Here is a 25,014-nt window from a genome sequence, read left to right on the forward strand (position 1 = left end):
AGTGTGAAGCAATGTACGGTCGAAAACTGGAGAAACGAGCGTGTGGGTCTTCCGTGAATTTTTCGCAGCCGCCTGGGAAGTGGTGAAGCTTCCCTTCTGGCTGATTGGACAGGGTTGGCGGCGGTTCTTTGCACTGGGTGGGCGGCGGATCGCGCTCCTCGCGGGGGCGGCGGTGATTGTGACCATCGTGGCTCTCACTGTGCTGGTGGAAGCCACCTCTCAGCCGGGCTTCTGCGTCTCGTGCCACTTCATGAAGCCCTACTTCGACAGTTGGCGGCTCTCGGCCCATGCCGATACGCCCTGCATCAAGTGCCACATCCCGCCGGGCGTCGGCGGCACCGTGCGTGCCAAGTTCATGGCGCTCTCGATGGTGGTGGACTACATGACCGGCGTTTACAAGCGTTCGAAACCGTGGGCGGAAATCGAGGATGCATCCTGTCTGCGGGGCGGCTGCCATGAAACCCGGCTCTTAAAAGGCCAGGTGAACTTCAAGGGCGTGACCTTTGACCATACGCCGCACTTGACCCAGCCTCGCCGTGACCGCCATTTGCGCTGTACCTCCTGCCACGGCCAAATCGTGCAGGGCCAGCATATTACGGTGACCGAGAGCACCTGTTTCCTCTGTCACATGAAGCCGGATTCCTCCGGCAAGGCTACCGATCTGGCGCGCTGCACCCACTGCCACAAGCCGCCCACGGGACAGGCGGCGGCGGATACGTCCTTCGATCATGCGTCGGTGCTCTCGCGCGGTGTGGACTGTCTGAGCTGCCATTCGACCTTGACCTCCGGTGATGGCTATGTGCCGCCGGAACGCTGCAACAGTTGCCACGCCAAGCTCGAGCATGTTCAGAAGTACAATGACGAAGTGTTTGTGCATGAGATGCACGTGACCCAGCACAAGGTCGACTGCCAGAACTGCCATTTGCAGATCCGGCATGGCACCGAGGCGATTACAGAGAAGAATCCGCAGGAGCAGTGCGCGACCTGCCACGGCGGCAAGGACAGCCCGATTGTCGCGGTGTGGAACGGCATGTTGCCGAATCTGCCGCGCTCGCCGTCGGTGATGGCAAAGCTGGGAATGTCCTGCAATGCCTGCCACGTGGAGCCGATTCATCAGGATGGCACAAAGACCGAGAAGCCCAAGTTCCGCGGTCCGCAGTGTTCTCCCTGCCATACCGAGAATTACAATTCCCTCTGGCCGATGTGGAAAGGTCCGCTGGCCCAGAAGGTGCAGGGCCTGCGCAAGGACGCCGAGCGTCTGCCCGAGCCCAAGCGGTCTCAGGTGCTGCAGGATCTGGATATTTACGCGGCGGGCGATCCGGTGCACAATCCGGATTTGATTGCCGCCATTGCCAATCAGATCAGTGGCCGCAGCGAAGGGGGAGCCGGAACCCAGAATTGCGCGAGCTGCCACCCCGCGGCGTTGAACATTGCGCCATCGTGGAACGGTCTGCTGGTGCGGCATGCGACACACTTCAAGCAGGGGATCGGCTGCGAAACCTGCCACAAGACCACTGAACCGGACCATGGCAAGCTTAAGCTGACTCTGGAGCAGTGCAACAATTGTCATCATAGCCGCGCAGCCAAGCAGGGGTGTCTGCCCTGCCATGATCTGCAGACCGGAGTCTATTCGGGTAAGTTGCCCAATCCGGTGGGCACCCAGCCCTCCACGATGTCGGCGGCGTCTGTCGGCTGCACCGACTGCCATGCGTTGCAGGATGCCAAGGTGACGCGGCGCAATCCGGACGCCTGCGTGGCCTGCCATGAACCGGCCTTTGCCGATACTTTGAAGCTCTGGGAAGTCCGGAGCGATAGCCTGTTAAATCTTGCCGAACGTAAGATGCGCTCCTTGAATGCCGGCAGTAAAACCTATCAGAATTACCAGCAGTTTGTGGCCGCGCTGCGCAGCGATGGCAGCAAGACTGTTCACAACCCCGCACTATTTGCCGATTGGCTGAAGCGAATTGAGGTGGCCCCATGACCCTTATCACCGAGACTGCAACTCCCGGAACGGATGCCGAGCGACCGAAAGCGGAACGCACGAGCCGTATCAAAGAACCTGCGGTGCGCTCCAAAAAAGTGGACGGCGCCGTGAAACCCGAGGAAGAACAGCCGGGGCGCCTCATCACGCTCACCGAAGCCGCTTTCCGCCTGGGCCGTGTCCACCGTACCACCATTATGCGCTGGGTCAAGGAAGGCAAGCTCAAGTGCATCCGCCTGTCCCGCAAAGCCATTCTCTTCGAGCCGGGCGAAATCGACCGCTTTATCCGCGAGCACCGGTACTCGGGATAACGACCGAAAACAGGAAATAGGAAATTTGAAATAGGAAAAGGGAGCAGCGGTTTTCTTTCCTCTTTCCTATTTCACATCTCCAATTATCTCTTGACTTTCCCGAAAGTCGGCGTATATTGATCCATAACAACCACGGCTGAGAAGCAAGCTTCCTCGGGAGGGTAGCTATGGATCGGCAGCAGACTATGACTGGATTAGCCTTGCCACCTTGTGTGTGGCAGGGCTTTTTGTTGTGGATGGCTTTGTCTTGTTTGGGTGCATCCGCCTTTGCCCAGCCGGACAGTTTATGGAGCCGGATGTACGGCCAGTATGGCGAAGCGTGGGGTATCTCCGCTTTGCAGACGGCAGATGGCGGTTATCTGCTGACGGGCAGCATCGAGCAAGGGAACGACTGGAATTTCTATCTGCAGAAGACTGCTGCCAATGGTGGTACGGTCTGGGAGCGGTCCTTTGGGATGGGGAGATATGACGGCGGTGGGTATCTGGCACCTGCGCGAGATGGCGGTTACGTTCTGGCAGGCACGGTCTGGACCAAGGACATGTACCTGCTGAAGATCAGTGCTGGCGGGGACTCCCTGTGGTCACACGAATACGGCAGGCAGATGACCGACAATTGCACGGCGATTGAGCCGACTGTTGATGGTGGCTTCCTGCTGGCCGGATACCGGCAGACCGGTCTCACCGTTCTCGAAGGCATGATTTTGAAGACCGACGCCAATGGCGACAGCCTGTGGAGCCGCATTTTCGACTCCGAGCATGTGGAAGCTTTTCACGCGGTGCGCCAGACACCGGACGGTGGATACATCCTCTCGGGGCAAACCAATGACTCGTCAGCAGGCGGCTACGATGTCTGGCTGATGAAAACCGACTCGATGGGCAATACCATCTGGCAGCGGATTTACGGCGGCTTGGGAAACGACATCTTCGCTCATGTGCAGTTGTGCCCGGATGGCGGCTACATTGTGGCGGCAACGACCACGTCTTACGGCGCGGGCGGCGAGGATATCTGGCTGCTGAAGACCAATGCCCAGGGCGACAGTCTGTGGAGTAAGTCCTTCGGAGGCACTTCCGACGACGAAACCCACTCGGTACGGTCACTTCCCGACGGGGGTTTTGTCATCGGTGCGCACACAGCATCTTATGGCGGGGACGACCAGTTCTGGCTGATTCGAATGAATGCCGATGGCGACAGTCTGTGGAGCCGCGTCTTCGGCACCGCAGGGGCGGAATGGTGTAACGATGTTCTGGCCACCACGGACGGCGGCTTTGCGCTGTTCGGCGCGGTCTCGCTGCTGAACATGCATCAGGCAGCTTTTCTGCTTAAGACGGGTCCGGACCCGCTGCTCTCCGCCGGGGCTTCCTTCAGCCTCCCGCCTTCATCCTTCACCCTTTCCAACTACCCGAATCCCTTCAATTCCTCGACATGGGTGAGCTTTGATTTGCCTAAAGCAGGGAGTGCCTCGCTGAAGGTGTTTGATGTTTTGGGCCGGGAAGTTGCGGTGTTAAGGGATGGGCCGATGCCTGCGGGAAGTCATCGCCTGCTGCTGGATGGCACGGGGCTGGCCTCGGGAAGTTATGTGCTGCGGCTGGACGCTGGTGGTGCGGCACGGGCGACCAAAATCACACTCTTAAAGTAGTCCGAAGATCATACTTAGCTCACTTGGGAGGGTAGCTATGGAAAAGCGATGGATATTCCGGCGATGGGTCATGCTGGCGGCGGTATGCGGTCTGTCCGGCATGGCTATTGCCCAGCCGGACAGCCTATGGAGCCGACAATACGGACAACACAGCTACGCGTGGGGCATCTCCGCCTTGCAGACGGCGGATGGAGGGCTATTGCTGGGAGGGAACATCCTGCAGGGGAACAACTGGGACTTTCTGTTGGTGAAGACCGAGGCCAATGGCGACACCGCATGGATGCGCCCATTCGGCGCGGGGCGCTATGGTGGCGGGGGATACCTGTGTTCATTAGCCGACGGCGGCTATCTTCTGGCGGGAACGACGGAAGCAGAGGGTTTCTATTTGCTGAAGGTGACGGCAAACGGCGATTCGGTATGGTCGAAGCAGTACGGCGCATTCGGGACAGACAACTGCACTGCCGTTGTTGCGACGCGGGACGGTGGCTTTCTGCTGGCAGGCTACCGCGCCTATGAGGACAGATTCGCGGCGATGATCCTGAAAGTCGACGCCAACGGGGACAGCTTGTGGAGTCGGCAATTCGGCGGACCCGGCCTGCAAGTTTTCTACTCAGTAAACCAGACACCGGACGGAGGCTACATCTGCTCCGGCATGAACAACTATCCTTCTGCGGGTGGATATGATATGTGGCTGGTGCGGACAGACTCTCTGGGATTCCCGCTCTGGCAACATATGTACGGTGGCCGGAATAATGAGATGTATGCCCACGTGCAGGCCTGTTCAGATGGAGGCTTTGTGCTTGCCGGGACCACGAATTCCTACGGCGCGGGAATTGAAGATGTGTGGCTGCTGAAAACCAATGCGCAGGGCGACAGCCTCTGGAGCCGCACCTTTGGCGGACCCAACTTTGACGAATGCAGCGCCGTGACCGTACTGCCAGACGGCGGCATTGCGTTGGGTGCACGCACGATGTCTTACGGTCCAACCGGCAACAACTTCTGGCTGATCCGCACGGATGCGAACGGCGACAGCCTGTGGAGCCGGGTCTTCGGCACTGATAGCGACGAGTGGTGCAATGATGTGCTGGCCACAAGCGATGGCGGTTTTGTGCTACTGGGCGGAGTGGACCTACCCGCTAACCACTACGCGATGTGGCTTGTCAAAACCGGCCGCGATCCTGTGCTCTCCGCCGGGGCTTCCTTCAGCCTCCCGCCTTCAACCTTTAGCTTGTCTAATTATCCGAATCCCTTCAATTCCTCGACGTGGGTGAGCTTTGATCTGCCTAAAGCGGGGAACGCGACGCTGAAGGTGTTTGATGTTTTGGGACGGGAAGTTGTGGTGTTAAGGAATGGGCCAATGCCTGCGGGAAGTCATCGCCTGCTGCTGGACGGTGCGGGGATGGCTTCGGGAAGTTATGTGCTACGGCTGGAAGCAGATGGTGCGGCACAAACAAAGAAAATGACACTTCTGAAATAGCAGAAACAACACTGTACAAAAAAACAGGCGCGAGCATTTTCGCGCCTGTTTCATCTCAGCGTTTCAGACTTTTCATCTTACCACGGGCACACGGATGTGACTTTGTAGAAGCGTGTGTGCGCTGCGGTGCCGGAAGAATCTACGAAGTAGGTGAACGGGGTTGTGCCAAGGTGGTCATAGATGCCGTTGGCGGTCGGGGAATACCAGACCACAAAGTAACTGGGTCCGGTAACCTCCGGCCAATCCAGCAAAGGATAGCCACCGACGGATCCTAATACCACTGGTCCGGGAGCGGGGCAGCCGGGAAGCTGCGCGGAGACATCAAGACTGAAATATCCGACCTGATTGGCGCTCGTCCCTTCCACCAGAATATAGTAATCTCCGGCCGGCAAAAACCAGACGGTCAATTCCGCGCCGAGATTACAGCCTGTATCGGCATCATCCATGAACTCGTTACAGCACTGTCCGAGGATCTGCACGCGAGCATCGAAGAAGTCACTGCAAACCGTGACATACAGGTTGCCCGTCGCCGGGTGGTGGAAGCGGTAAAACACATCGGGCGCTCCTGTACCGCACTGGCTGGTCATTCCCGCCGTGCAGCCTTCATCGTAATAGGGAAGCGAGGGGATAACGCGCGGCGTCGTGCAGTAATCATAGGATTCGGGCAGATGGATCGGGCATCGCAGAATCAGACTGTAGGTGCAGTCGGGATACGCCGGATGCCGCAGCACACGCAGCACATAGTCGGCGCTGCGCGGCGCCACATAGCGGATTTCCGAAAATAGTCCCGGGCCGTCATTTTGATTGACCGTCAGCAGGGAATCCCGGTCATCACACAGGGCCAGAACCGTATTAGTCACACTGCCGTCACAAGGGACCGTGGTGGCTATGATCGAATCCTGCATCCACGCATGAAAGCGGAAGTGGTCCAGATCACCCGTTGTCGCGAGGTCCGCACAATACACGGTATCGCCGCAAGCAATCAGGTTGGCCGTCTGTGACGTATTGTTCGGCTCGTCTTCGGTCACAAGGGCGTGGGTCAGCCCGCCCATAAAGATCGGCGCCAGAATCAGCAGCCACTTTGTCATCCTGACCCACTGTAACCTGTACTCAGCCATCAGACCGCCTCGCCAAATGCCCATGGTATGCAAGTCATGATAGCGACTTTGCCGGGAATTGTCAAGCAAAATCTTGTGTTACCGAAAGAAAACAGGAGTTATGGTGACCCTTCGGGATTCATCCATCCTTGGTCATCTGCACAAAGGGACGGGCTCGCAAGCCCGTCCCTTTGCATAAGTCCATGGTGTTCGGGAAGAATCAATGCCCGCGCCTTCCACTACGGGGCTGTCCGCCGTCATGTGGGCCACCCCCGCCGTAGGGCCGTCCCGCATAGTGCCTGCCGAAATAGGGGCGGGAATAGTAGTGCCGTCCGGCGACGTAGGGGCCACGATGATAGTATGGCCCGAAGTACCACCTTGGACCGGGGCCGACCATGTAGAGCGGTGGCCGGAAAAAGTACACGTCGAAGTAAGCTTCGGTCGGATACCAGCCCGGCCAATATTCACCGGCATTCACCCACAGCGGAAAGCCTTGGTCATCGGTCAGCTCGATGACAAAGCCGGGACCCCAGATACCGCCGGCGAAGTACGGCCCGTCGATATCAGTCCGGTGCCATGCTTCCACCTGCACCGGAATTCCCACTGCCAGATGATAGCCGCGCTCCCGCCAGAAAGATCGCGGTCCCAAATCCACATCGACACGCTCGCCGGACTCCGCGCGAATGGTCGCCGTCTCTCCATGTATGGACTCGACGGTTCCTTCGATCTGCTCCTTGGTCAATGGAGACTGATCCTGCGGTGCCGCTATGGAATCTGCATCGGCATCCGGATAGCTCGGAGCATCCTGCGCAAATAGCGGGCTCTTTAGGGTGATAATCAGAAGCAGACTGAAGGTGAGAAGAAATCCCTGTCGCATTGGTGTTGCCTCGCTCCCACATCGTCCCGCGGTGCATGATGCGGTGTTCATCAGCGCAACCGCTTGGACAGTCATCTTATAGGAAGAAGGGACGGGCCTTCACGGTCCGTCCCTTGGTTATCCTGGTTAGTGCCGGCGTTCTCCGCCGCGCTGGTCCCGGTGGTTGTCATCCCGTCCGTCACCCTGCCATCCGCCGCGATGATCGCGATCCCGATCCCGGTCGCCGTGCCTGTCGTCACGGCGATCATTGTGCCAGCCACCGCGCGGTGGTCCACCGTAGGGTCCGTCGAAGTGTCGCCACCCGAACCGGAAACCCGGCCGTCCGTAGAAATGATGGCGTCCCCACCACCACCGCGGGGGCGGTGTGCCATACCAGTAGGGAGGCGGAGGACCGTAGGCATAGGGAGCCGGTCCGCAGTAATAATGGTCATAGTAGTCGGCGGTCGGATACCAGCCGTCCCAGTAGTCATCCTGATCCGCCCACATGGGGAAGCCGTTGCCGTTGGTCAGTTCAAAGTAGAAGTCCGGTCCCCAGATGCCGCCGGCGAAAAATGGTCCGCGGTCATCATCGTCTCCGCGCCAGCCTTCCACCGTCACCTGACGGCCCGGAGTCAACCGGTAGCCGTGTTCACGCCAATAGGCTTGGGGGCCGAGATTGACCTGCACCCGGTCGCCGCGTCCGGTGCGGATGGTGGCCTTTTCTCCCTGAACCGATTCCACCATTCCGGAAATGCGTTCTTTTTTCAACTGTTCCGCGGCCCGGTTATTGGGCTGGGGTGGTGATGCGAGTGCTGCGCCGCCCAGAGCAAAACTCAGAAGCAGGCTCAGTATTAATTGTGTGCGTTGTCTCATGGTTGGCCTCATGGAAGCTGTAGTACCGTGTTCTGCTCATTGGACGCCGCCATTTTCAAGAGGTTTAATCCCGCTGCGCCGCATCCTACCTGAGCACGTCGTTTGCAAATTACCCAGTCGCTCTAACCCCTGCATCAGATGTTCATCCCCTTGCATAAGTTACACTTTGAGCATGGCCGCATGTTCCCGAAAGCAGAAGATGGCGTGCTCAACGCGACGGGATCAGCGTTTCTGAAGATTACCGTGTCTATATTCAATAATTATAGTTTTCTCTTGACATTTTCCATCGACGAGATATATTGTTGACAGCAGACGTCGCACCGCACCTTCATCTGAGGAACAGTTATAAACATGCGCATCATCTTTGCCGGTTTTTTTTTGCTGATTCTTAGCTCTGGGGCTTTGGCCGATACCACGTGGGTTTCGGGAGGTGTTTCCGGAATATAGGGGGCGGAGCACAGTCCGTATGTAATCCGCAGCGGGGCTTGGGTGCTGGGCGGCCAGACGTTCCACATTAGTCCCGGTGTTCGCGTTTGTTTTTCGGCACATGCCCAGTTTTACGTGGAAGCCACCGCCCGACTCGAAGCTATCGGCGCGGTAGAAGACTCGGTTTATTTCACGCTGGATACTCTTGCCTACGACAGTTTTGGCTATCTGGAAGGTTGGGATGGAATAAACTTCTCTCCCGACGCAGACACCTGCCGTTTCGAATGGTGTGTGCTGGAACATTCCCGTTGTGCAGGCTATGGCGGGCTCTTATGGATGGTGTCCGCACCGCTGACCATGCGGAACTCTACTTGCCGCGACAATCGGGCGAGCGTCGGTGGTGTGGCATGCCTGCAAGGGTACGTGGACATCTCCCACTGTCTGTTCGAGTCCAACTCGGCGCTCCAAGGCGGTGTCTTTTTCTCCGACTTCGGCACCGGCACGATCACGGATTGCGTCTTCCGCAACAACTTCGTTCCCAATCCGGACTCGCCCTATTCAGGCGGAGAAGGCGGTGTGCTCTTGTATGCCTCGCACTCACCACTCAGGTTTCAGCGTTGCGATTTTCTGAATAACGCGGCACTGGGCGGTGGTGCGGTTTGGGTGCCAGTCGGAGATACTTCTCTGGTCTTTGAGGACTGCCGCTTTGTGGGCAATCATGCCGACAGTTGCGGCGGAGCGATGGGAAGCCAGACGAGCAGCCCTGCATCGGCCAAGTTCGTGCGCTGCCTGTTTGACAGCAATTCAACACCTGGTGCGGGCGGCGGCCTTCTGATCTGTTCATCCACGGTGATAGACCACTGCGTCATCACTCATAACAGCGCGTCGCTTGGCGGCGGAATCTGCTTGCGGCTCAACGGCTGCCCCTGGCGTCCGTCCATGCGCCAAAACACGATCATCGGGAACACCGCCGCCGAAGGTGCGGGCATCCATCTGCAGGACTGGGCGGGTGTCCGGAACAACATTATTGCCTTCAATCATGGCCCCGGTATGCATCTTCCCGATGCGGACTCCTCGACAATCGGCTTCAACCTGCTTTATGGCAACAGCGGCGGCAATGTAACTCCTTTGGGCAGTCGTGTCGGCCAGAGCGCCGGAGTCAACCGGAATGGTGACCTCTGCGACGCGTACATGAATGTGCTGCTTGATCCGTTGCTGGTCGACACCGCGACGGAAGATTACCATTTGACAGAGACTTCGCCGTGCATTGACGCGGGCGATCCCGCATCGCCGAATGATCCCGACAGCACCCTTGCGGATATCGGCGCGCATTACTTCCCGCATCCGAACAGGGTTGCTCTGGCCTTTGTCTCTTATCCTTCGTCTCTTATCCTTTCTTCCTACCCGAATCCGTTCAATCCGTCGACCGAAATCTCCTTTACGATGTCGAAAACGGGGCAGGCCACGCTGGCGGTATACGACCTGCAAGGCAGGATCGTGAAGACACTGCTGGCGAAAGTGTGTGCCGCCGGAGAGCACCGCTTCACCTTCGAGGGCGCTGCGCTGCCGTCGGGTGTTTACTTTGCCCGCCTCAGCGCCAATCACCTGGTGCGGACTCACAAATTGCTGCTGCTGAAGTAACCCGAGCTTCTATCATCACTGCAACTTAAGGTGCATCCCATGAACACTCGATTTAGCCTTGCTGTAATTGCTCTGCTCATGCTATCCTCCTGGGCTTTTGCCGATACCACGTGGGTTTCGGCGGGAAATGTGTCGGGCAACTGGACGGCGGAGCATAGCCCGTACGTCATTCAGGGTGACGTGCATGTTCCGGGAGAGCAGGCATTGGACATTGGCGCGGGGGTGCGCGTGTACTTTGACGGCTTGTACCGGCTGGAAGTGGACAGCCTGGGCTCCTTCAGCGCCGTCGGCGCGGAAGGGGATTCGGTGGTGTTTACTACCGACACCCTAATCCATCCGCTGCGCTGGTGCGGGATCCTGATGCACACTCCGGCGGATACCGTGCGCATGAGCTACTGCGTGATCGAGAACATGCGCCGCGACAGCACACGAATGCAAGGGCTGCCGCGCGATACGATTGCCAACCAGGCTGCGCTGCAAATTGAGAACGGCATCGGATTGAACTTATCCCACAGCCGTCTGCGTTACAATCGGGGATCTGCAATGGGCGGCGCGTTAAGGCTATACGGCTGTGATGCGACGATTACGGAGTGTGTCTTCACCGGCAATTCCGGCGGATACGGCGGCGGAATCAACTTGGGCTCCAAGGCAGATATCCGGAATTGTCTGTTTGAGGGCAATGCTTCGGGCGGTGGCGGCGGGGCGATTCATGTGTGCTTCGGGAATGGGGAATCCTCGATCAGAGATTGCGTATTTCGGAAGAACTGGGCCGTCACTCTGGCTCCCGATGGCGGCGGCGCGATCCTGCATCACACAGGCATCTTGCATGTTACCGGTTGCGCATTCCTCGGAGACTCTGTAGATGTCGGTGCCGACGGTGGAGCCATTAACTCGGGTGCCGTGGCCGCCGATAACCCGCTTGCGCTGACGGTTGGGGACTGCCTGTTTGCGGATAACAGGGCGGGAAGCCGTGGCGGAGCCATTGTGATGGCGAACGGCTCCATGACTAACTGCACCGTCGTAAGAAGCTATACCTTCGGCGGCGCTGCCGTAAGTTGGCACTTGGAAAGGCAGGCAGAAGACACCGTGAGCGTGGTCAACACCATTGTTGCCAATAGCCGGCGTGGCTCAGGCATCGCGCTCTTTGGGACACATGCGCAGCTTCGCAACAGCCTGATCTTCGGCAACGCCGACGGCGGCGCGGTCATCATGTCGGATACCCTTATGGGACGCGTCATCCAAACCAACACCAACGGCGATTCCTGCGATGTTTATCAGAACATTTTTCTTGATCCGCTGTTTGCCGATACGGCGGCGGGAGACTATCATCTGACGGCAAACTCTCCGTGCATCGACGCCGGGGATCCTGCCTCGCCGCGTGATCCGGATGGCACCGTGGCCGACATCGGCGCGTATTACTTCCCGCAGCCGAATGCGGCACATCGGGACGTCATCCTTTATCCTTCCGCCTTTAGCCTTTCTTCCTACCCCAATCCCTTCAATGCGGCTACGCGTATCGCGTTTGATCTTCCACGCGAGTGCAGGGTCGCGCTGCAGGTGTATGATATTAGCGGGCGGCTGGTGAGGGTACTGGTGGATGGACAACTCAAAGCGGGGCAACATGAAGCGCGCTTTGACGGAGAAGGATTGGCCTCGGGGGTGTACTTTGTCCGTTTGCAGGCAGGAGAGCTAACCCGTATGCAGAAGATTGTGCTGATGAAGTAAAAGCCAAAAGAAGAAGGCCGATGAGGGTTAGGTTTCGGGCGGGTTGTGGATGTGGTAATGGTTCGGCGGGCCGGTCTTAGACCGGCCCCTACCCCGACTCGGCATGGAGAAATAGCGACCCCGAGGTCCTTCCCGAAGACGGGCAGGATGACAAATCATTGGGGGCGGGGTCCTGAATGGCAAGGGATAGGGAGTGCAGAAAGGGCGACCGTTATGGCCGCCCTTTTAATGAACTGTTCCCTTCCTCCACTTTAGTGGGGGAAGGGTCAGGGATGGGGGTTCGTTATTCTTCGTGTCCTTCCAGTTCGGCGCCTTGGGCGTCGGATTCGGCATTGCGGACCTGAGTGGACACGTCGGATGATTCCACTGCGGGCTCGGGGTTCTCTTCTTCTTCCTGCTGTTGCTGCAGAGAGCCTTCAATGTTCTCGCCACGGGCGCGGAACTCCGATTCGGGTTCGGGATAGTCTGCCTTGCCGTCGGGGGTGAAGCGGGTCTCCTGCGGAGTCATCCATTGCGTGGTGACGTTACCGTATTCGGGAGAGAGCTGGTCCCGCCGCTCATTGGGAGCTTCCCTTTCCAGCGAATCTTCAATGGCCTGCGGATCTTCCGCAGCATCATCTATCGGGAGCGGTCCGTATTCGGCGGAGCTTTCTTTTTTGTCATGATGGTCTTTCTTACTGCACCGCTACGGTCTCTTCTTCGGGCACCAGATTCTGGTTGAAGCAGAACATATTCTCGGGATCGTACTTCCGCTTCAGATCCACCAGCCGGGCAAAGGTGCGGTCGCTGTAGGCGGCGCGAGTGCGCTCGTTGTCATCCTGCATAAAGTTGGAATACACATTGCCACTGGCATAGGGCCGCAGCGCGTTCCATGCGTCGCGGGACCATTGAATATGCCCATTGGGCGGACTCTGGTCATTCCACAAGGAGATCCAGTTGAGGACATATGTGGCGTCGCGCTGGCCGAAGGCCGTCTTGCCTTCACCGACTTTGCTGACGGCGCCGCCCAGATGCTGCACGTGGACCTCGGAATTCGGCGAGGTGCGGCGCGAGGCAAACTCACAGATCAGATCGATGGCCGCATCATCGAGACGGTTCAGGAAATCGGATTTCAAATAGCACTGAATCCCCGGAGGAGCCGATGCATCGAACATGGATTGCATCGCAACGTACGGCATGGGACCGAAGAGGTTGACGTCGGGCGGACCGAAGAGGCGCACCGGCTTCAAGGCATCGTCGCCCTTGGCCAGATCGCCGCAATAACATGCCGCCAGCGCCACCATCGGCTTGCCCTGCAATTCAGCAGGTACGAACGGTGCGGGCGGTGCGGTCATAAACGCAACCATCGACGTCAGTTCATCGGGGGCCTTGGCGGTGAAGTCGCGGAAAAAGCGCAGCAACTCGCTGGCCCTCTCGGCGCGGTACAGTGCTGCGCCGCCGTAGATGATCGGGCCGACATTATGGAGCTGATATTCGAAGGAGGTCACCACACCGAAGTTGCCGCCACCGCCGCGCACACCCCAGTAGAGATCTTCATTGTGCTTGTGATTGGCGGTAATGAACTGGCCGTCGGCGGTGACAACATCCACCGAAAGCAGATTGTCGCACGATAGTCCATGCTTGCGCATCAGCCAGCCGATGCCGCCGCCCAGCGTCAGCCCGGCGATTCCGGTATGGGAAATCAGGCCGCCGGTGGTTGCCAGGCCGAAGAGTTGGGTTTCATGGTCGAACAGTCCCCAGGTAACTCCCGGTTGGGTGCGCACCGTCTTGCGGTCGGCATCCACCCACACACCCTTCATCAGGGAAAAATCCACCACCAAGCCATCATCACATACCGAATAGCCGGGAAAACTGTGCCCGCCGCCCCGTACTGCCACGGGCAGATGATAGGCCCGGGCAAAGCTCAACGCCGCAATCACATCCGCCGAACCGAGGCAGCGCACGATAAACGCCGGACGCCGGTTGATCATTCCATTCCACACGGCCCGTGCCGCATCATATCCATCTTCGCCGGGTCGAATCACCATGCCACGAAGATCCGACCTCAGTCGTGTGACCGCCGCATCGTCCACTGCTGCCGGTTGCGGAGGTACCGCGTCCATCATTGCCATGCCGCCTCCTGTATGATCGAGATAGATGAGTTAATAAGGGAATCACGTTGCCGTTAATTGAAACATTTCACTATGAGAAATACACGCAGTAGGTAAACCTACAGTTCCGAAACCCTCATCTGTACCGCTTTGGGCAAGCGGTAGTATCAATTGCTATGCCATGGGATAACAAAAGCCGCGCGAAGCGGTTGTACACTTCGCGCGGCAGATAGTGGGGTCAAAACGCAACAGGAGTTCACGGGCACGACAGGTCGTGCCCCTACGGCAGAGTCTTATCCTAAGTTTGTTTGTGCCGGCAGACCCCTATCCCCCGGCCCCGCCTTCGTCGAGGTCCGGGACCTTTCCCCATGAAATAGGGAAAGGGGAGCAGAGGAAGGATAGCAAGGTCTCCACGTCGAACCCCTACGCCGCCGAGCAGGCGACCCGGGGGCAGGCGTCACGCCTGCTTAGTCGAGGCGGTTCAGGAAATCGCGGAAGACCGGGAGGAAGACGTGATCGCGCAGGCTGTCCAGCGGGTGATTGGTATCGGGGAAGACACAGAGCTGTCCGCGGCGCAGAGCGCGGTACAGATCGATGACTTCGTTGACCGGCACCAGTTCGTCGCGGTCGCCGCCGGAAACCATCACCGGCAGTTCGCTGTCTTCGAGATCCATTTCCGTCAGGCCGCTATCGGGCATGCCGGTGATCATCTTGGCCAGCCACGGCATCATGGCATCGAGCTTCTCGTCGCCATGTTCGCTGCGGAGTTGCGCCAGACGGTCGGGGTTGTTCTCTTCGAGGTAGGCGACATCCAGTTCGGCGGCGAGGTTTTCCGCTTCTTCACCGGACCAGTAAAACTTGGTGGCGTGCATCCACACACCGACGACGCGGTTCTTATGCTTGAGGGCATAGGACAGCGCGGCATAACCGCCCGTGCTGTAACCGAGCAGCACGGCAGGTTCGGCATGCAGACCGTTGAGCAGGCGGTCGATCTCTTCGACCATCACGCGCATGGTCAGGCTCTTGGTCATTTCCGACGGCCCGTGTCCGGGCAGATCGGCGGCAATGACGGTATAGCCCATATCGGCGATGGGCTGAAGGTAGCGTTTCCACTGGGACTCGATTGTCCCTAACATGCCGGGGAGCACTAATACCGGCGGTCCGCTCCCGATGGATTGATGATGTAACATGGTCTTCTGGGTAATGTCCTATGTCGATGGCGGCCACAAGCCGCGTTGATTGAATACGAAACAAAAAAAGCGAAAAGCGAAAATGCGAAAAGCGAAAATGAATGGACGGCTGTTTCCTATTTTCTATTTCACATTTCCAATTTTCTTCACAGTCCGTTGCTCACTTCGTCCAGTTCGTTTTCCTCTTCCTGCGACAGGCGTTTGCCCGAAGCGGTGAGGGAATCGTCTAATTGCTGGATGGAGGTCGCGCCGATGATCGGGCTGGTGACAAACGGTTTGGAGAGCAGCCAGGCCAGTGCGGTCTGGGTCATGCTTTCGCCGCGCTTCCGGGCCATCAGTTCGAGCAGCTCCAGCACTTTGAGCACCTGCGGCGTCATCTTATCGGACGCGCGCTGGTTCAGCGTGTGCCGCGCGTTTTGCGGCAGCGGCTGGCCTGCTTTGTACTTGCCCGTCAGCAGTCCGCCTTCGAGGGGAGAATAGGGGATCACGCCCATTTTCGTCTCTTCGACATAGGGCAGCAGATCATCTTCGAAGGCCTTGCGGCAGATCAGATTATACTTGGGCTGGGTGCAGATGAACTTGCACTGGTAATGGGTGTGCGCGTAGTCATTGGCGCGGCGCGTGAGGTCTGCGGGGAAATTGGAGACGCCGATGTAGCGGACTTTGCCTTCGCGGATCAGTTCGCAGAGTGTATCCACGGTTTCTTCAATCGGCGTATTCGGATCCGGCGCGTGGCACTGGTAGAGGTCGATGTAGTCGACCTGCAGCCGTTGCAGCGAATCGGCACAGGCGCGCAGAATATGTTTGCGTCCCAGCCCTTCGCCGTCTTCCCCTTCCCACATCCGCCCGCGCACCTTGGTGGCCAGCACAATCCGGTCGCGCGGCTTAGTCTTCAGCCATGTGCCGACCATGCGCTCGGCGACTCCGCCGGGATTGCCTTCCACCCAACTGCTGTAGACGTCCGCCGTATCCACAAAATTAATGCCCCGGTCGAAAGCGCGGTCAAGAATCTGATGGGACAGGGCTTCATCCGTCTGCCAGCCCATGGTCATCGTGCCCATGCACAGTTCGGACACCTTCAAAGCGGTATTATCAATCGTACGGAATTTCATAATTAAGATCCGGGATGGTATGGCCAACGTCTGCCGTAGGGGCACGACATGTCATGCCCGTCGGAATAAAGCTTAAGACTTCGGCTTTTCGTACACATTTCCCCGGCGGGGCGGGTCGGTGGCCGGGCGGGGATCGGGCACGGGATTATTTTTGAATAAAGGGGATAATTTGGCGTTGATCTCCGCGTAGACGGGATCTTCGTCGGGATGTTCGATAATCGCTTCCACGGGGCACTCGGGGACGCAGGCTCCGCAGTCAATACACAGTTTAGGGTCAATGACCGCGAAGGGCTGGCCTTCGTAGTCGCCGGGGTAGATGCAGTAGACCGGGCAAACCTGCATGCATGAGGCATACTGTTCGCCGAGGCACTTGTCGGTAATCACGAATGTCATCGTTAATTCAGTCCTAACTAATCCGAAATCAAAATGTTAAAATCAATAAAAACAAATACCATTGTCGAAAGAGCGGGCTTAGGGCCCGCTCTTCAAACGCTTGGTAATATGGCAAATCTCCCGCAAATAAGCAATGGAAATTGCAACGATTTCACATTTTCCTGATGAAAAAAGATTTGTAGAGGGAGGCCATGTCCGGTTATTTTTTGCGGGAAAATCCCAAGACCCGGTTGTAAGGCGGTTTAAACCTCCTTGGGCGGGCGGTGTCTAAAGGGCATTCGCAGGCAGGAGATAAGGCTTTGCGACTTTAAGCTATAGAGGAGATGATGTATGAAGCGCGCGATGTACCTCGTGATGTACCTGATGCTGCTGATTGGTGTTGTGGCGGTCAGCCTGCCGGCTGCGGCTAAGGAGCACAAGTCCACGGCCAAGCAGGAGAAACTGTTCCAGAAGGGCAAACATGAGACCGTGAGCGGAGAGATCACCGACGTGAAGACCCGGGGAGGCCGGGACAATCAGGGAAGCCGCGTGGTGCTGACCGTGAAGACGGGCACCGGCGATCAGACCGTACTGATTGGCCCCGAAGCCTATCTGAAGGACAATCACTTTGACCTGAAGGCTCATGATCAGATCACCGTGGATGGCTCGCTGGTGGACTTCCACGGCCATAAGGTCATCATGGCCCAGAGACTGCAACACGATCAGGCTGAACTGAAACTCCGCGACGAATCCGGCCGTCCGATGTGGACGACCGCCGCCGCCAAGTAACTTCTTCCTTTCACCTTCGTTCAAGCGCATAACGGGCGCGGAGTTTTTCCGCGCCCGTTGGCATTTCCGGCTTCTTGTAGTGCCGGACGGCAGTCCGCTCTTATTCTATTTGAGCAGGAGGAGCTTCTGCGTCTTGTTGACTGATCCAGTGGCCAGCCGCGCAAAATAGATCCCCGAAGGTAGGTTGCTTCCGTCGAAAGTCACCTGATGCTCGCCTGCCTCATACGATGTGTTTGTCAGCAGGAGCACTTCCCGTCCCATGATGTCGTAGACCGTCAGCTTCACTCGCTGCGCGCGCGGCACGGTGAAGGTAATTTGCGTGGCGGGGTTGAAGGGATTGGGGAAGGCGGACAGCGAATATGATTCTACTTGCGCCGACCTCTGGCCGACATCGATGTCAAGATACTCACCGAAGCGGTATAGCTTGATGCGGCTGCCATCGCGGTTTCCTAATCTGCGAGCAGATCCGTCATAGCGACCGATAATCCTCAGGTCAAACGACCACGGATCAATGGCCAGAGTATCCGTATGACCATAGGAATGGCCATTTGTGGCATTCAGAACCTCGAAGTCCTGCTGATTCCACCGGTAACACAGAAACTCCTCCGACGAATTGCCGCCGATCACATTCGCTGCCAGTGTTGTCCAATAACTGTTGGGAATCCGCCAGAGTTCGCCGAGACTGTCCTCCGCTGCCCAGTTGGACCCGACGTCGCCGAAGAATACAGGCCTTCCCGTCGTACTGTCATAGGTGCAAAGCACGTCGCCTTCAAAACAAAGGTCCGAGTTGCTATCCGGCAAACCACAGGCTGCTGCCCACGATTCGCGAACCGTGTCAGCCATGAGTTCCAGCGTGCTTGCTCGATAATTGACACTGACATGATTTCCGCCGGGACCCTCAAAACTCGAAGTACTGGTACCTGCGCGCGCAAGATGGACGGTCCGGCCATCCCAAGCCCAAGCGGCGCTTGAAACCATATCCAAGCGGGCTGTCACGGTCGTGTCTCCCGCAAGAATATTCGCCAAGAGGAGCCCCTTATGAGTGTCGTCCGTGAAGCGGGAAGAACCTTCGTCGTCGAGATAGTGGTAATGGTACCGAATCAGCGCGGGCACGATTGTACTAACGGCGGGCGGCGGTGGCAACGGAGCGGCTGTGGCAACCCGGTATTCGTCAATATCCCAGTGCTGGTGCAGGTCTGTGTGCTCATAGTGCCAGCCAAGCGCTGGAGTCAACGGCGCACCATCGGAGAGACGAAAAACCTGGAAGGATTCAACGGACCATGCCGTGGAGAAGGAACTGGCAATGAGGACTTCGGCTTCGTACCCGCCACCCCAGAATGCATGTATGGATATGGGCGAGCCGATGCTCAAATCCAGCGAGTCCACCCCCGCCGAATCTGTCCTTCCCCAGTAGATTCGCGTCTGCGTCGAGTCGTGCGTCACCGCCTGCACCCACAGATAATACCCATCTGGGTGCGGCATCACATCCCAGATGGCTCCGGCTTGAGGCAGCGTAATCGTCTGGTCCAACTCCAGCGGAACAAGCTGGGCGGAGGCGAGGAGGGGGAATATGAGGAGGAGAAGAAATCCGAGCGGTTTCATGGGGCAGCCTCCCTATTTGCAGCGGAAACGGGAATTGTCTCAAATTCGCCAAATTGTACCACAAAAACAAGAGCCGCGCGAACATTTTGTTCACGCGGCTCCGTCTATCATGACCCTTTTCTCCGTTTTGAGGAGGAAGAGCGCACAGCCGTGCGGCGCTACAGAGGCGCGATAAATCGCGCGGTTGCCCCTTTCAGCGTTTCAGCTATTTCTTAATCTTCAGCGGCATCATCACCAGGCCGGCCAGAAGCTTCGGGTAGAAGTCGGTGGACTTTTGGGGCATGCGCTCGCCGACGCTGGCGACGTCCTTGACATTCTTGACATCGGTCGGGTTCAGCAGGAAGACGGCCTGAATGCCGCCCTTGCCCAGCTTTTCCATAGCCTCTTCGGTGTGGCGCACGTACTCCACATTGGTGAAGGCTTCGAGCTTGGCCTTGTCGATGCCCAGCTCATTTTCGAGGATCAGCTTGTGGAGCACGGTCACGTCAAGACGGCGGGAGGGCTCGGAAGCATCCGGCACCACGGTGTCCATCACCTTGGGATCCTTGATCTTCAGGAAATAGAACGGGGCCGGGGCATTGACGGCGGCCATGCCGAACACATTCTTGCCATTGCGGTTTTCCATCTTCCTGGTCAGCTCATCGGCGGACTTCACCGGCTCGATCTCAAAGTTCCTGGAGAGGGCGGCCAGCAGCTTGTCGGTGGAGAAATCGGAGACATTCTTGACGAGGCGATGGGTGGGGAAGATCACCAGACCCGGGTCTTCCATCGGGAAGAGGGCCATCATGCGATGGTCAAAGCCCTGGCTGCCTTCCGGCTTCCAGCCCTTGGCAAGGCACTCATTTTTATAATTTACAGCAGTTTCGAAACGGTGATGGCCATCGGCGATGAACAGTTCCTTGGGAGCCACCAAGGCTTGCAGCTTGGCCACAGTGGCCGGATCGGTGATTGCCCAGACCTTGTGGGTCTCGCCGAAGTCATCCACGGCTTCAATCAGCGGCTTCTGACCGGCAATGGCGGCATCCATGATCTTCACGGACTCGTTCTGCGGGTCGGAAAAGAGCATGAAGATGTTTTCGTCATTGGTTTCGGTGGCGCGCAGCAACCGCAGACGGTCGGCCTTAGGCCCGGCCAGGGTGTGCTCGTGGGCGCGAACGCCCTTTTCTTCAAGTTCAACCGAGGCGATAAACCCTTTGCGGGTATAGGTTTGACCACGAAACTTGAACGTCTGATAATAGACATAGATGGCCGGCTGGGCATCATTCTTCAGAAGACCCTTGTCCACCCACTCCCGCAGGGTCTTGCCCGCGCCGGGATAAGGGGTTTCTTTGTCAGCCACGGATTCATCGGAGAGGATGACGCGTACAATGTTGTAGGGGTGGCGCTCGTAGTACTTGACCTGAAGCGCGCGGTCGATTTTGTCGTAGGGCTGAGTAACCAGCTTGTTAATGTCCCCAGCGGCACTCTGGTCATAGCGCAGAGCGACGAAAGGTGCGATTTTAGCCATGAACGGATTTCCCAATAAAACACGTGAGCTGCTTTGTACAAAAATACGCAAACCGGGTCGGAAAATCAAGCCGGGCGGTTGACTAACATGATGGAATTTTCTATGTTGTTAAGTTGAACCTGTGTGAGGCAAGCCCCAAGGGCCGCCGTGGTGGCTTTCCAAAGCCACCCGGTCCCGCTGACCATTGCGGGGGGACTCTGGAGAGTCCCCACCGCGAGTTATCGCAACGGGGATTCTGCGAAGGAGACTTCCTATGACAGCCCGTATTGTCGAAGAACTGCATTTTCTATCCGAATTTTTAGGGCGGCCGGCCAAGAGCAAGAAGCTGGGCACGTCCATGGGCCGTATCTGGGACTGTGTGGCCACCTTAACGGAACTCTATCCGCAGGTGAAGGGCCTGGTGCTGCGGCACCGGCAGGAGCTGGTGCTCTACCCGGCCACGGCGCAGGAATATGCCGATCTGTTCAAAAAGGGCCACCTTACGGTGGATGAGCAGCGGATCATGCCGTTGGAGATGGGACCGAATGACGTGGGCGTGCGCGACATGCTGTGGGATAAGCAGATCGTGGACGTGGAAGGCGCCAAGGTGGTGCGCGTGAACGACGTGCATCTGCTGATCGGCGAGCGGCAGTGGATCGTGCATGTGGATGTGGGCTTTGCGGGGTTGATGCGCCGCTTAGGCTGGGAAGCGCCGATGCGCTCCACCTTCAAAGTGCTGGGCAAGGAGATCCACGACGAACTGATCAGTTGGAAGTTCGTGCAGCCGGTCTCCTCGCAGACGGCGCACATGGAACCGATCCGTCTGACGGTGGGTGCGCAGCGGCTGAATGATCTGCATCCGGGCGAAATTGCGGACATCCTCGAAGACCTCGATCACCAGCAGCGGCAGGCGATGGTGGCGGCCCTCGAGCCGGAGACCGCCGCCGAGGCCTTGCAGGAGACCGACGAGGATGTGCAGAAGTCGATCATCGAGGGGATGGACGAAGAGCTGGCGGCGGACATCTTAGAGGAGATGGAGCCTTCGGAAGCGGCGGACATTCTGGCGAACATCGACGAGGAAGCCGCCTCGGGGATTATGGAGGCGATGGAGAGCGAGGAGGAGGTGGCCGAGATCGAGGAGCTGATGACCTACTCCGAAGATACGGCGGGCTCCCTGATGACGACGGATTATGTGGAGATCGGCGCGGACCGCACGGTGGGGGAAGCGATGGAAGCGGTGCGCGAAGCGGCGGAGGATGTGGAGTCGATCTACTACGTGTATCTGCACGATGACGACGGCAAATTGATCGGCGCACTCAGTCTGCGCCATCTGCTGCGCACGGACCCGCGTTTGCAGGTGGGCAACATTCTGCAGCCGCGGCTGATTACCCTGCACCTCGATTCGCAGGTCACGGAAATCGCCGAGACCTTTTTGCGCTACTATTTCCTCTGCCTTCCGGTGGTCGATGACGACGGCGTGCAGCGCGGCGTGATCACCTTCAAGCACGGCTTCGACCAGCTCTTGCCGCATTTGTACCGGGCGTGGAAAGCAGACTGAAGCTGAGTCAGCTTCACCACGAAGCCGCCTGCGGCGGGGGGACAACGCGGGAATACCGCGTGGTCCTCGGCGAATCTTGTCACAAAAACTTTGTGGTCGCGCGATTCATCGCGCTACATTCTGCCCAAAAGCAAAACGCACATTGGCTGGCGCACCAAGCATGAGACTGCTAACAACGTGCCTATTGATAGGCTTGGGAATACTCGTAGCACAGGCGCAGACGCCCAAATCGCGCCGCAGGTCGCCGAAAACGGACGCTTTCCTTGCGCGCACCGACTCTGCAGGGCATGTTCTCTGGGCTAAGACGTTCAGTATGGGTGCTGAAACACGCTGTAGGGCAGCGGTCGCAACTTCGAGCGGTGGATTTGTGCTTGGTGGGACAGCCGATAGTTGCTACTATGTGCATACGCAGGGCGGGGCCTGCTGGATAATGATGACCGACAGCATGGGCGGTACGCAATGGGAGAATTGTTACTGGCGAGAAGGGGACGACTACCGCAGCCTTCACACATTGATGCGGACAAAAGAAGGCAACATCGTTGCCGCCGGGCCAACATGGATGTTGTGCATCAGCGAGGCAGGCGAAGTGCTGTGGGCACAGACGTATGTAATTGGAAATGGTGGCGGCAACAGAGTAGTAGTGCCGTGTCCCGACGGCGGGTTTGTGATGGCTGGGTCGGGTTTTATGCGGCCCAACGGGAAGGGTCAAGGCGGTTGGGTCTCGAAAACCGACGCCAAAGGGCAACGGCAATGGCTACGCCAATTCGGCAGCGGTTACACGGATTGGCTGATGGATGCAACAGTGACACCGGACGGACGGATCGTTTCCGTCGGTCAAGCCTATGCGGACAGCGCTGACGTTAACCTTTGCGACTGGAACAGCGACGGCTGGGTGGTGGTGCTCGACTCCAAAGGCCGGAAACTCTGGAACCACATTTATGGTCACAAGAATGTCGGGATGCGTTTCCTACGAGTGTGGGCTGCACCCGACGGAGAACTACTGCTCAGCGGGCAGTTATCATGGCCTCGTGGGAGTTCGAAACAATCCTCGGAAAATCTGATAATGCGCCTCAGTGCGGATGGTGACAGCGTGTGGAGTCAGCGTCGACAAGATGGGTGGATTCAAGATTTGGGCGACACTACGAGCGGTTCCAATCTCCCGCTCGGCTATTACGATCAGGTTATGCGCCTCGAACCACAGCGAAACCTTCCTCCCGGGGCTGCAATGTTTTCTGGAGGGGATCAGATCGCAGAACACCTGCGCTCCGCGGGTTACCTTGGCCGTGTAATAGGCACTCGCACGGGTATTACGCCTAAGGGGTACTTCGAGGCCGGATGGGTGGAACGTGCGCCATTTGCGCTGTACCCCAGGAACACCATAGAGTGGCGGTTGCGGTTAAAACCAGTGCCGAAGCTGCGGCCGTATGTGGCGCAGCGGGATGTCGTCCGGCATTAGTGGACGCACTGCCGTGCGCGGCTACGGATTTGATGGTGGTGCGCGGGCACGATACGAGACAGAGAATTTTCTAACCTTCGATAAGAGCCATGTCTGAGCAACAGATCAAGTGTCCCAAGTGCGGGCATAATTTTGCGGTGACGGAGGCGATGACGCAGCAGATCGCCAACGAGTACCGCGAAAAATACAAGAGCGCCGCCGCCGATTTGCAGGCGAAGTACGAGCAGAAGCTCGAGGAAGAGCGCAAGGGTGTCGAGCAGCAGATCAAGGAACGGCTCGAAGCGGAGAAGGTGCGCGCGCGGGAAGACGTGGCGGTGGAACTGAAGGATTTGCAGGCGCAACTCGAAGAGAAGGCCAAAAAGCTCGACGAAGCGCACACCCTCGAACTGGACCTGCGCAAAAAGCAGCGGGACCTTGATGAGCGGGCGCGGAACATCGAACTGGAACTGACGCGCAAGATGGCCGAGGAGCGGGACGGGCTGCTGCTGGAAGGACGCAAGCGAGCCGACGAAGAGCACGAACTGAAGCTCAAGGAAAAAGAGAAGCAGCTCGGCGACGCGCTGAAGCAGGTGGATGAGATGAAGCGCAAGCTGGAGCAGGGCAGCCAGCAGACACAGGGCGAGATTCTGGAACTGGAACTGGAAGAGCAACTGCGCATCAACTTCCCCGACGATGAAATTCAGCCGGTAGCTAAGGGCGTGCGCGGCGGCGACGTGATCCAGCGCATCGCGGGCTCGGGCGATCCGCTGTGCATTCTCTATGAATTCAAGAACACCAAGAACTGGTCGGACGGCTGGGTGTCGAAACTCAAGCAGGACCAGCGGGAATGCAAGGCGGAGATGGCGGTGCTGGTGACGCGCGCGCTGCCCAAAGAGATCAGTTGCTTCGGCCAGAAAGACGGCGTGTGGGTGACGGATTTTGCCTCGGCTATCGGCGTGGCCTGCGTGCTGCGCGAGAGTCTGATCCGCATTTCCTACGCGCGCACCGCCGCCGAGGGAATGAGCTACAAGATGGAGCTGATCTACAAATATCTCTCCGGCCCGGAATTCCGCCAGCGGGTCGAGGCGATTGTGGAGAACATCCGCGACATGCAGAAGGATTTGAACGATGAGATGCGGCGCATCACCAAGCTCTGGGAGAAGCGGCAGACGCAGCTCATGATCATGCAGTCGAGCACGATTTCGATTCACGGCAAGCTGCATGCGATTATCGGCAACGCGCTCTCGGAGATTCCGGTGCTGCAGTTGCCGCCCGAAGACGGGAGATTGGAAATAGGAAATGAGAAATAGGAAATAGGATATGGGGCCTTCAGCCCATCCCGTGGTTCGGCCGATC

20 protein-coding genes are annotated in these 25,014 nt (G+C 58.0%); 10 read left to right on the plus strand and 10 right to left on the minus strand.

Features of this window, described 5'->3' with window-relative positions:
- The first annotated feature begins 40 nt into the window (after window positions 1-40).
- The 4 genes from VGL38_09035 to VGL38_09050 all read left to right on the plus strand — a co-directional run bounded on the left by VGL38_09035 (window position 41) and on the right by VGL38_09050 (window position 5,406).
- The gene (locus VGL38_09035; GenBank protein ID HEY3295572.1) at window positions 41-1,981 is read left to right on the plus strand and encodes a cytochrome c3 family protein; all 1,941 of its coding nucleotides are present in this window, start codon (window positions 41-43) and stop codon (window positions 1,979-1,981) included.
- Window positions 1,978-2,292: a helix-turn-helix domain-containing protein gene (locus tag VGL38_09040; GenBank protein HEY3295573.1), complete on the plus strand. Its 315-nt coding sequence runs from the start codon at window positions 1,978-1,980 to the stop codon at window positions 2,290-2,292. The genes VGL38_09035 and VGL38_09040 overlap by 4 nt, the downstream gene beginning before the upstream one ends.
- Window positions 2,293-2,459: 167 nt before the next feature.
- Window positions 2,460-3,929, plus strand: a complete 1,470-nt coding sequence (locus tag VGL38_09045) for a T9SS type A sorting domain-containing protein (protein ID HEY3295574.1) — start codon at window positions 2,460-2,462, stop codon at window positions 3,927-3,929.
- A 37-nt stretch (window positions 3,930-3,966) separates the two neighbouring features.
- A complete protein-coding gene (locus tag VGL38_09050) occupies window positions 3,967-5,406 on the plus strand; it encodes a T9SS type A sorting domain-containing protein (GenBank protein HEY3295575.1) in 1,440 nt (479 codons plus the stop codon).
- 77 nt (window positions 5,407-5,483) lie between these two features.
- Here the strand turns inward: VGL38_09050 and VGL38_09055 are convergent, their stop codons facing one another.
- From VGL38_09055 to VGL38_09065, 3 genes are all read right to left on the minus strand, one after another.
- Window positions 5,484-6,494: a hypothetical protein gene (locus VGL38_09055; protein HEY3295576.1), complete on the minus strand. Its 1,011-nt coding sequence runs from the start codon at window positions 6,492-6,494 to the stop codon at window positions 5,484-5,486.
- Window positions 6,495-6,723: 229 nt separating this feature from the next.
- On the minus strand, window positions 6,724-7,380 hold the full coding sequence (locus VGL38_09060) for a hypothetical protein (protein HEY3295577.1): 657 nt from the start codon (window positions 7,378-7,380) through the stop codon (window positions 6,724-6,726).
- A gap of 126 nt (window positions 7,381-7,506) precedes the next feature.
- The gene (locus tag VGL38_09065) at window positions 7,507-8,232 is read right to left on the minus strand and encodes a hypothetical protein (GenBank protein HEY3295578.1); all 726 of its coding nucleotides are present in this window, start codon (window positions 8,230-8,232) and stop codon (window positions 7,507-7,509) included.
- Window positions 8,233-8,793: 561 nt separating this feature from the next.
- On the opposite strand from VGL38_09065, the gene VGL38_09070 reads away from it, so the two are divergent.
- Window positions 8,794-10,299 carry a right-handed parallel beta-helix repeat-containing protein gene (locus VGL38_09070; GenBank protein HEY3295579.1) on the plus strand — a complete coding sequence of 502 codons (1,506 nt, stop codon included), beginning with the start codon at window positions 8,794-8,796 and terminating at the stop codon, window positions 10,297-10,299.
- A 39-nt stretch (window positions 10,300-10,338) separates the two neighbouring features.
- Entirely contained in the window at window positions 10,339-12,024 is a 1,686-nt protein-coding gene (locus tag VGL38_09075) for a right-handed parallel beta-helix repeat-containing protein (GenBank protein HEY3295580.1), read from the plus strand.
- A gap of 283 nt (window positions 12,025-12,307) precedes the next feature.
- Here the strand turns inward: VGL38_09075 and VGL38_09080 are convergent, their stop codons facing one another.
- The 5 genes from VGL38_09080 to VGL38_09100 form a co-directional block, all read right to left on the minus strand.
- Window positions 12,308-12,532 (minus strand): hypothetical protein, encoded by a 225-nt coding sequence (locus VGL38_09080; protein ID HEY3295581.1) that lies wholly within the window; start codon window positions 12,530-12,532, stop codon window positions 12,308-12,310.
- A 166-nt stretch (window positions 12,533-12,698) separates the two neighbouring features.
- Complete coding sequence (locus VGL38_09085) at window positions 12,699-14,135, minus strand: FAD-binding oxidoreductase (GenBank protein ID HEY3295582.1); 1,437 nt, start codon at window positions 14,133-14,135, stop codon at window positions 12,699-12,701.
- A gap of 446 nt (window positions 14,136-14,581) precedes the next feature.
- A complete protein-coding gene (locus tag VGL38_09090) occupies window positions 14,582-15,304 on the minus strand; it encodes an alpha/beta fold hydrolase (protein HEY3295583.1) in 723 nt (240 codons plus the stop codon).
- Between the two features lie 146 nt (window positions 15,305-15,450).
- Entirely contained in the window at window positions 15,451-16,416 is a 966-nt protein-coding gene (locus VGL38_09095; GenBank protein HEY3295584.1) for an aldo/keto reductase, read from the minus strand.
- Window positions 16,417-16,488: 72 nt separating this feature from the next.
- A complete protein-coding gene (locus VGL38_09100) occupies window positions 16,489-16,809 on the minus strand; it encodes a ferredoxin family protein (protein ID HEY3295585.1) in 321 nt (106 codons plus the stop codon).
- Window positions 16,810-17,139: 330 nt separating this feature from the next.
- Here VGL38_09100 and VGL38_09105 point away from each other — a divergent pair, with 330 nt between their 5' ends.
- Window positions 17,140-17,577 (plus strand): hypothetical protein, encoded by a 438-nt coding sequence (locus tag VGL38_09105; protein ID HEY3295586.1) that lies wholly within the window; start codon window positions 17,140-17,142, stop codon window positions 17,575-17,577.
- Window positions 17,578-17,682: 105 nt separating this feature from the next.
- On the opposite strand, the gene VGL38_09110 is transcribed toward VGL38_09105, so the two are convergent.
- Together VGL38_09110 and VGL38_09115 are read right to left on the minus strand one after the other, a co-directional pair.
- Window positions 17,683-19,179, minus strand: a complete 1,497-nt coding sequence (locus tag VGL38_09110; GenBank protein HEY3295587.1) for a T9SS type A sorting domain-containing protein — start codon at window positions 19,177-19,179, stop codon at window positions 17,683-17,685.
- A gap of 205 nt (window positions 19,180-19,384) precedes the next feature.
- Window positions 19,385-20,686, minus strand: coding sequence for a DUF1015 domain-containing protein (locus VGL38_09115; GenBank protein ID HEY3295588.1), 1,302 nt, complete (start codon window positions 20,684-20,686; stop codon window positions 19,385-19,387).
- A 253-nt stretch (window positions 20,687-20,939) separates the two neighbouring features.
- Between VGL38_09115 and VGL38_09120 the strand changes: the two genes are divergently transcribed.
- The 3 genes from VGL38_09120 (at window position 20,940) to VGL38_09130 (ending at window position 24,968) form a co-directional block, all read left to right on the plus strand.
- Window positions 20,940-22,223 carry a CBS domain-containing protein gene (locus VGL38_09120; protein ID HEY3295589.1) on the plus strand — a complete coding sequence of 428 codons (1,284 nt, stop codon included), beginning with the start codon at window positions 20,940-20,942 and terminating at the stop codon, window positions 22,221-22,223.
- 367 nt (window positions 22,224-22,590) lie between these two features.
- Window positions 22,591-23,679 (plus strand): hypothetical protein, encoded by a 1,089-nt coding sequence (locus VGL38_09125; GenBank protein HEY3295590.1) that lies wholly within the window; start codon window positions 22,591-22,593, stop codon window positions 23,677-23,679.
- A gap of 89 nt (window positions 23,680-23,768) precedes the next feature.
- Complete coding sequence (locus VGL38_09130; GenBank protein ID HEY3295591.1) at window positions 23,769-24,968, plus strand: DUF2130 domain-containing protein; 1,200 nt, start codon at window positions 23,769-23,771, stop codon at window positions 24,966-24,968.
- Window positions 24,969-25,014: the final 46 nt, after the last annotated feature.

It is taken from the genome of bacterium, assembly GCA_036504735.1.
GTDB lineage: Bacteria > Electryoneota > RPQS01 > RPQS01 > RPQS01 > DASXUQ01.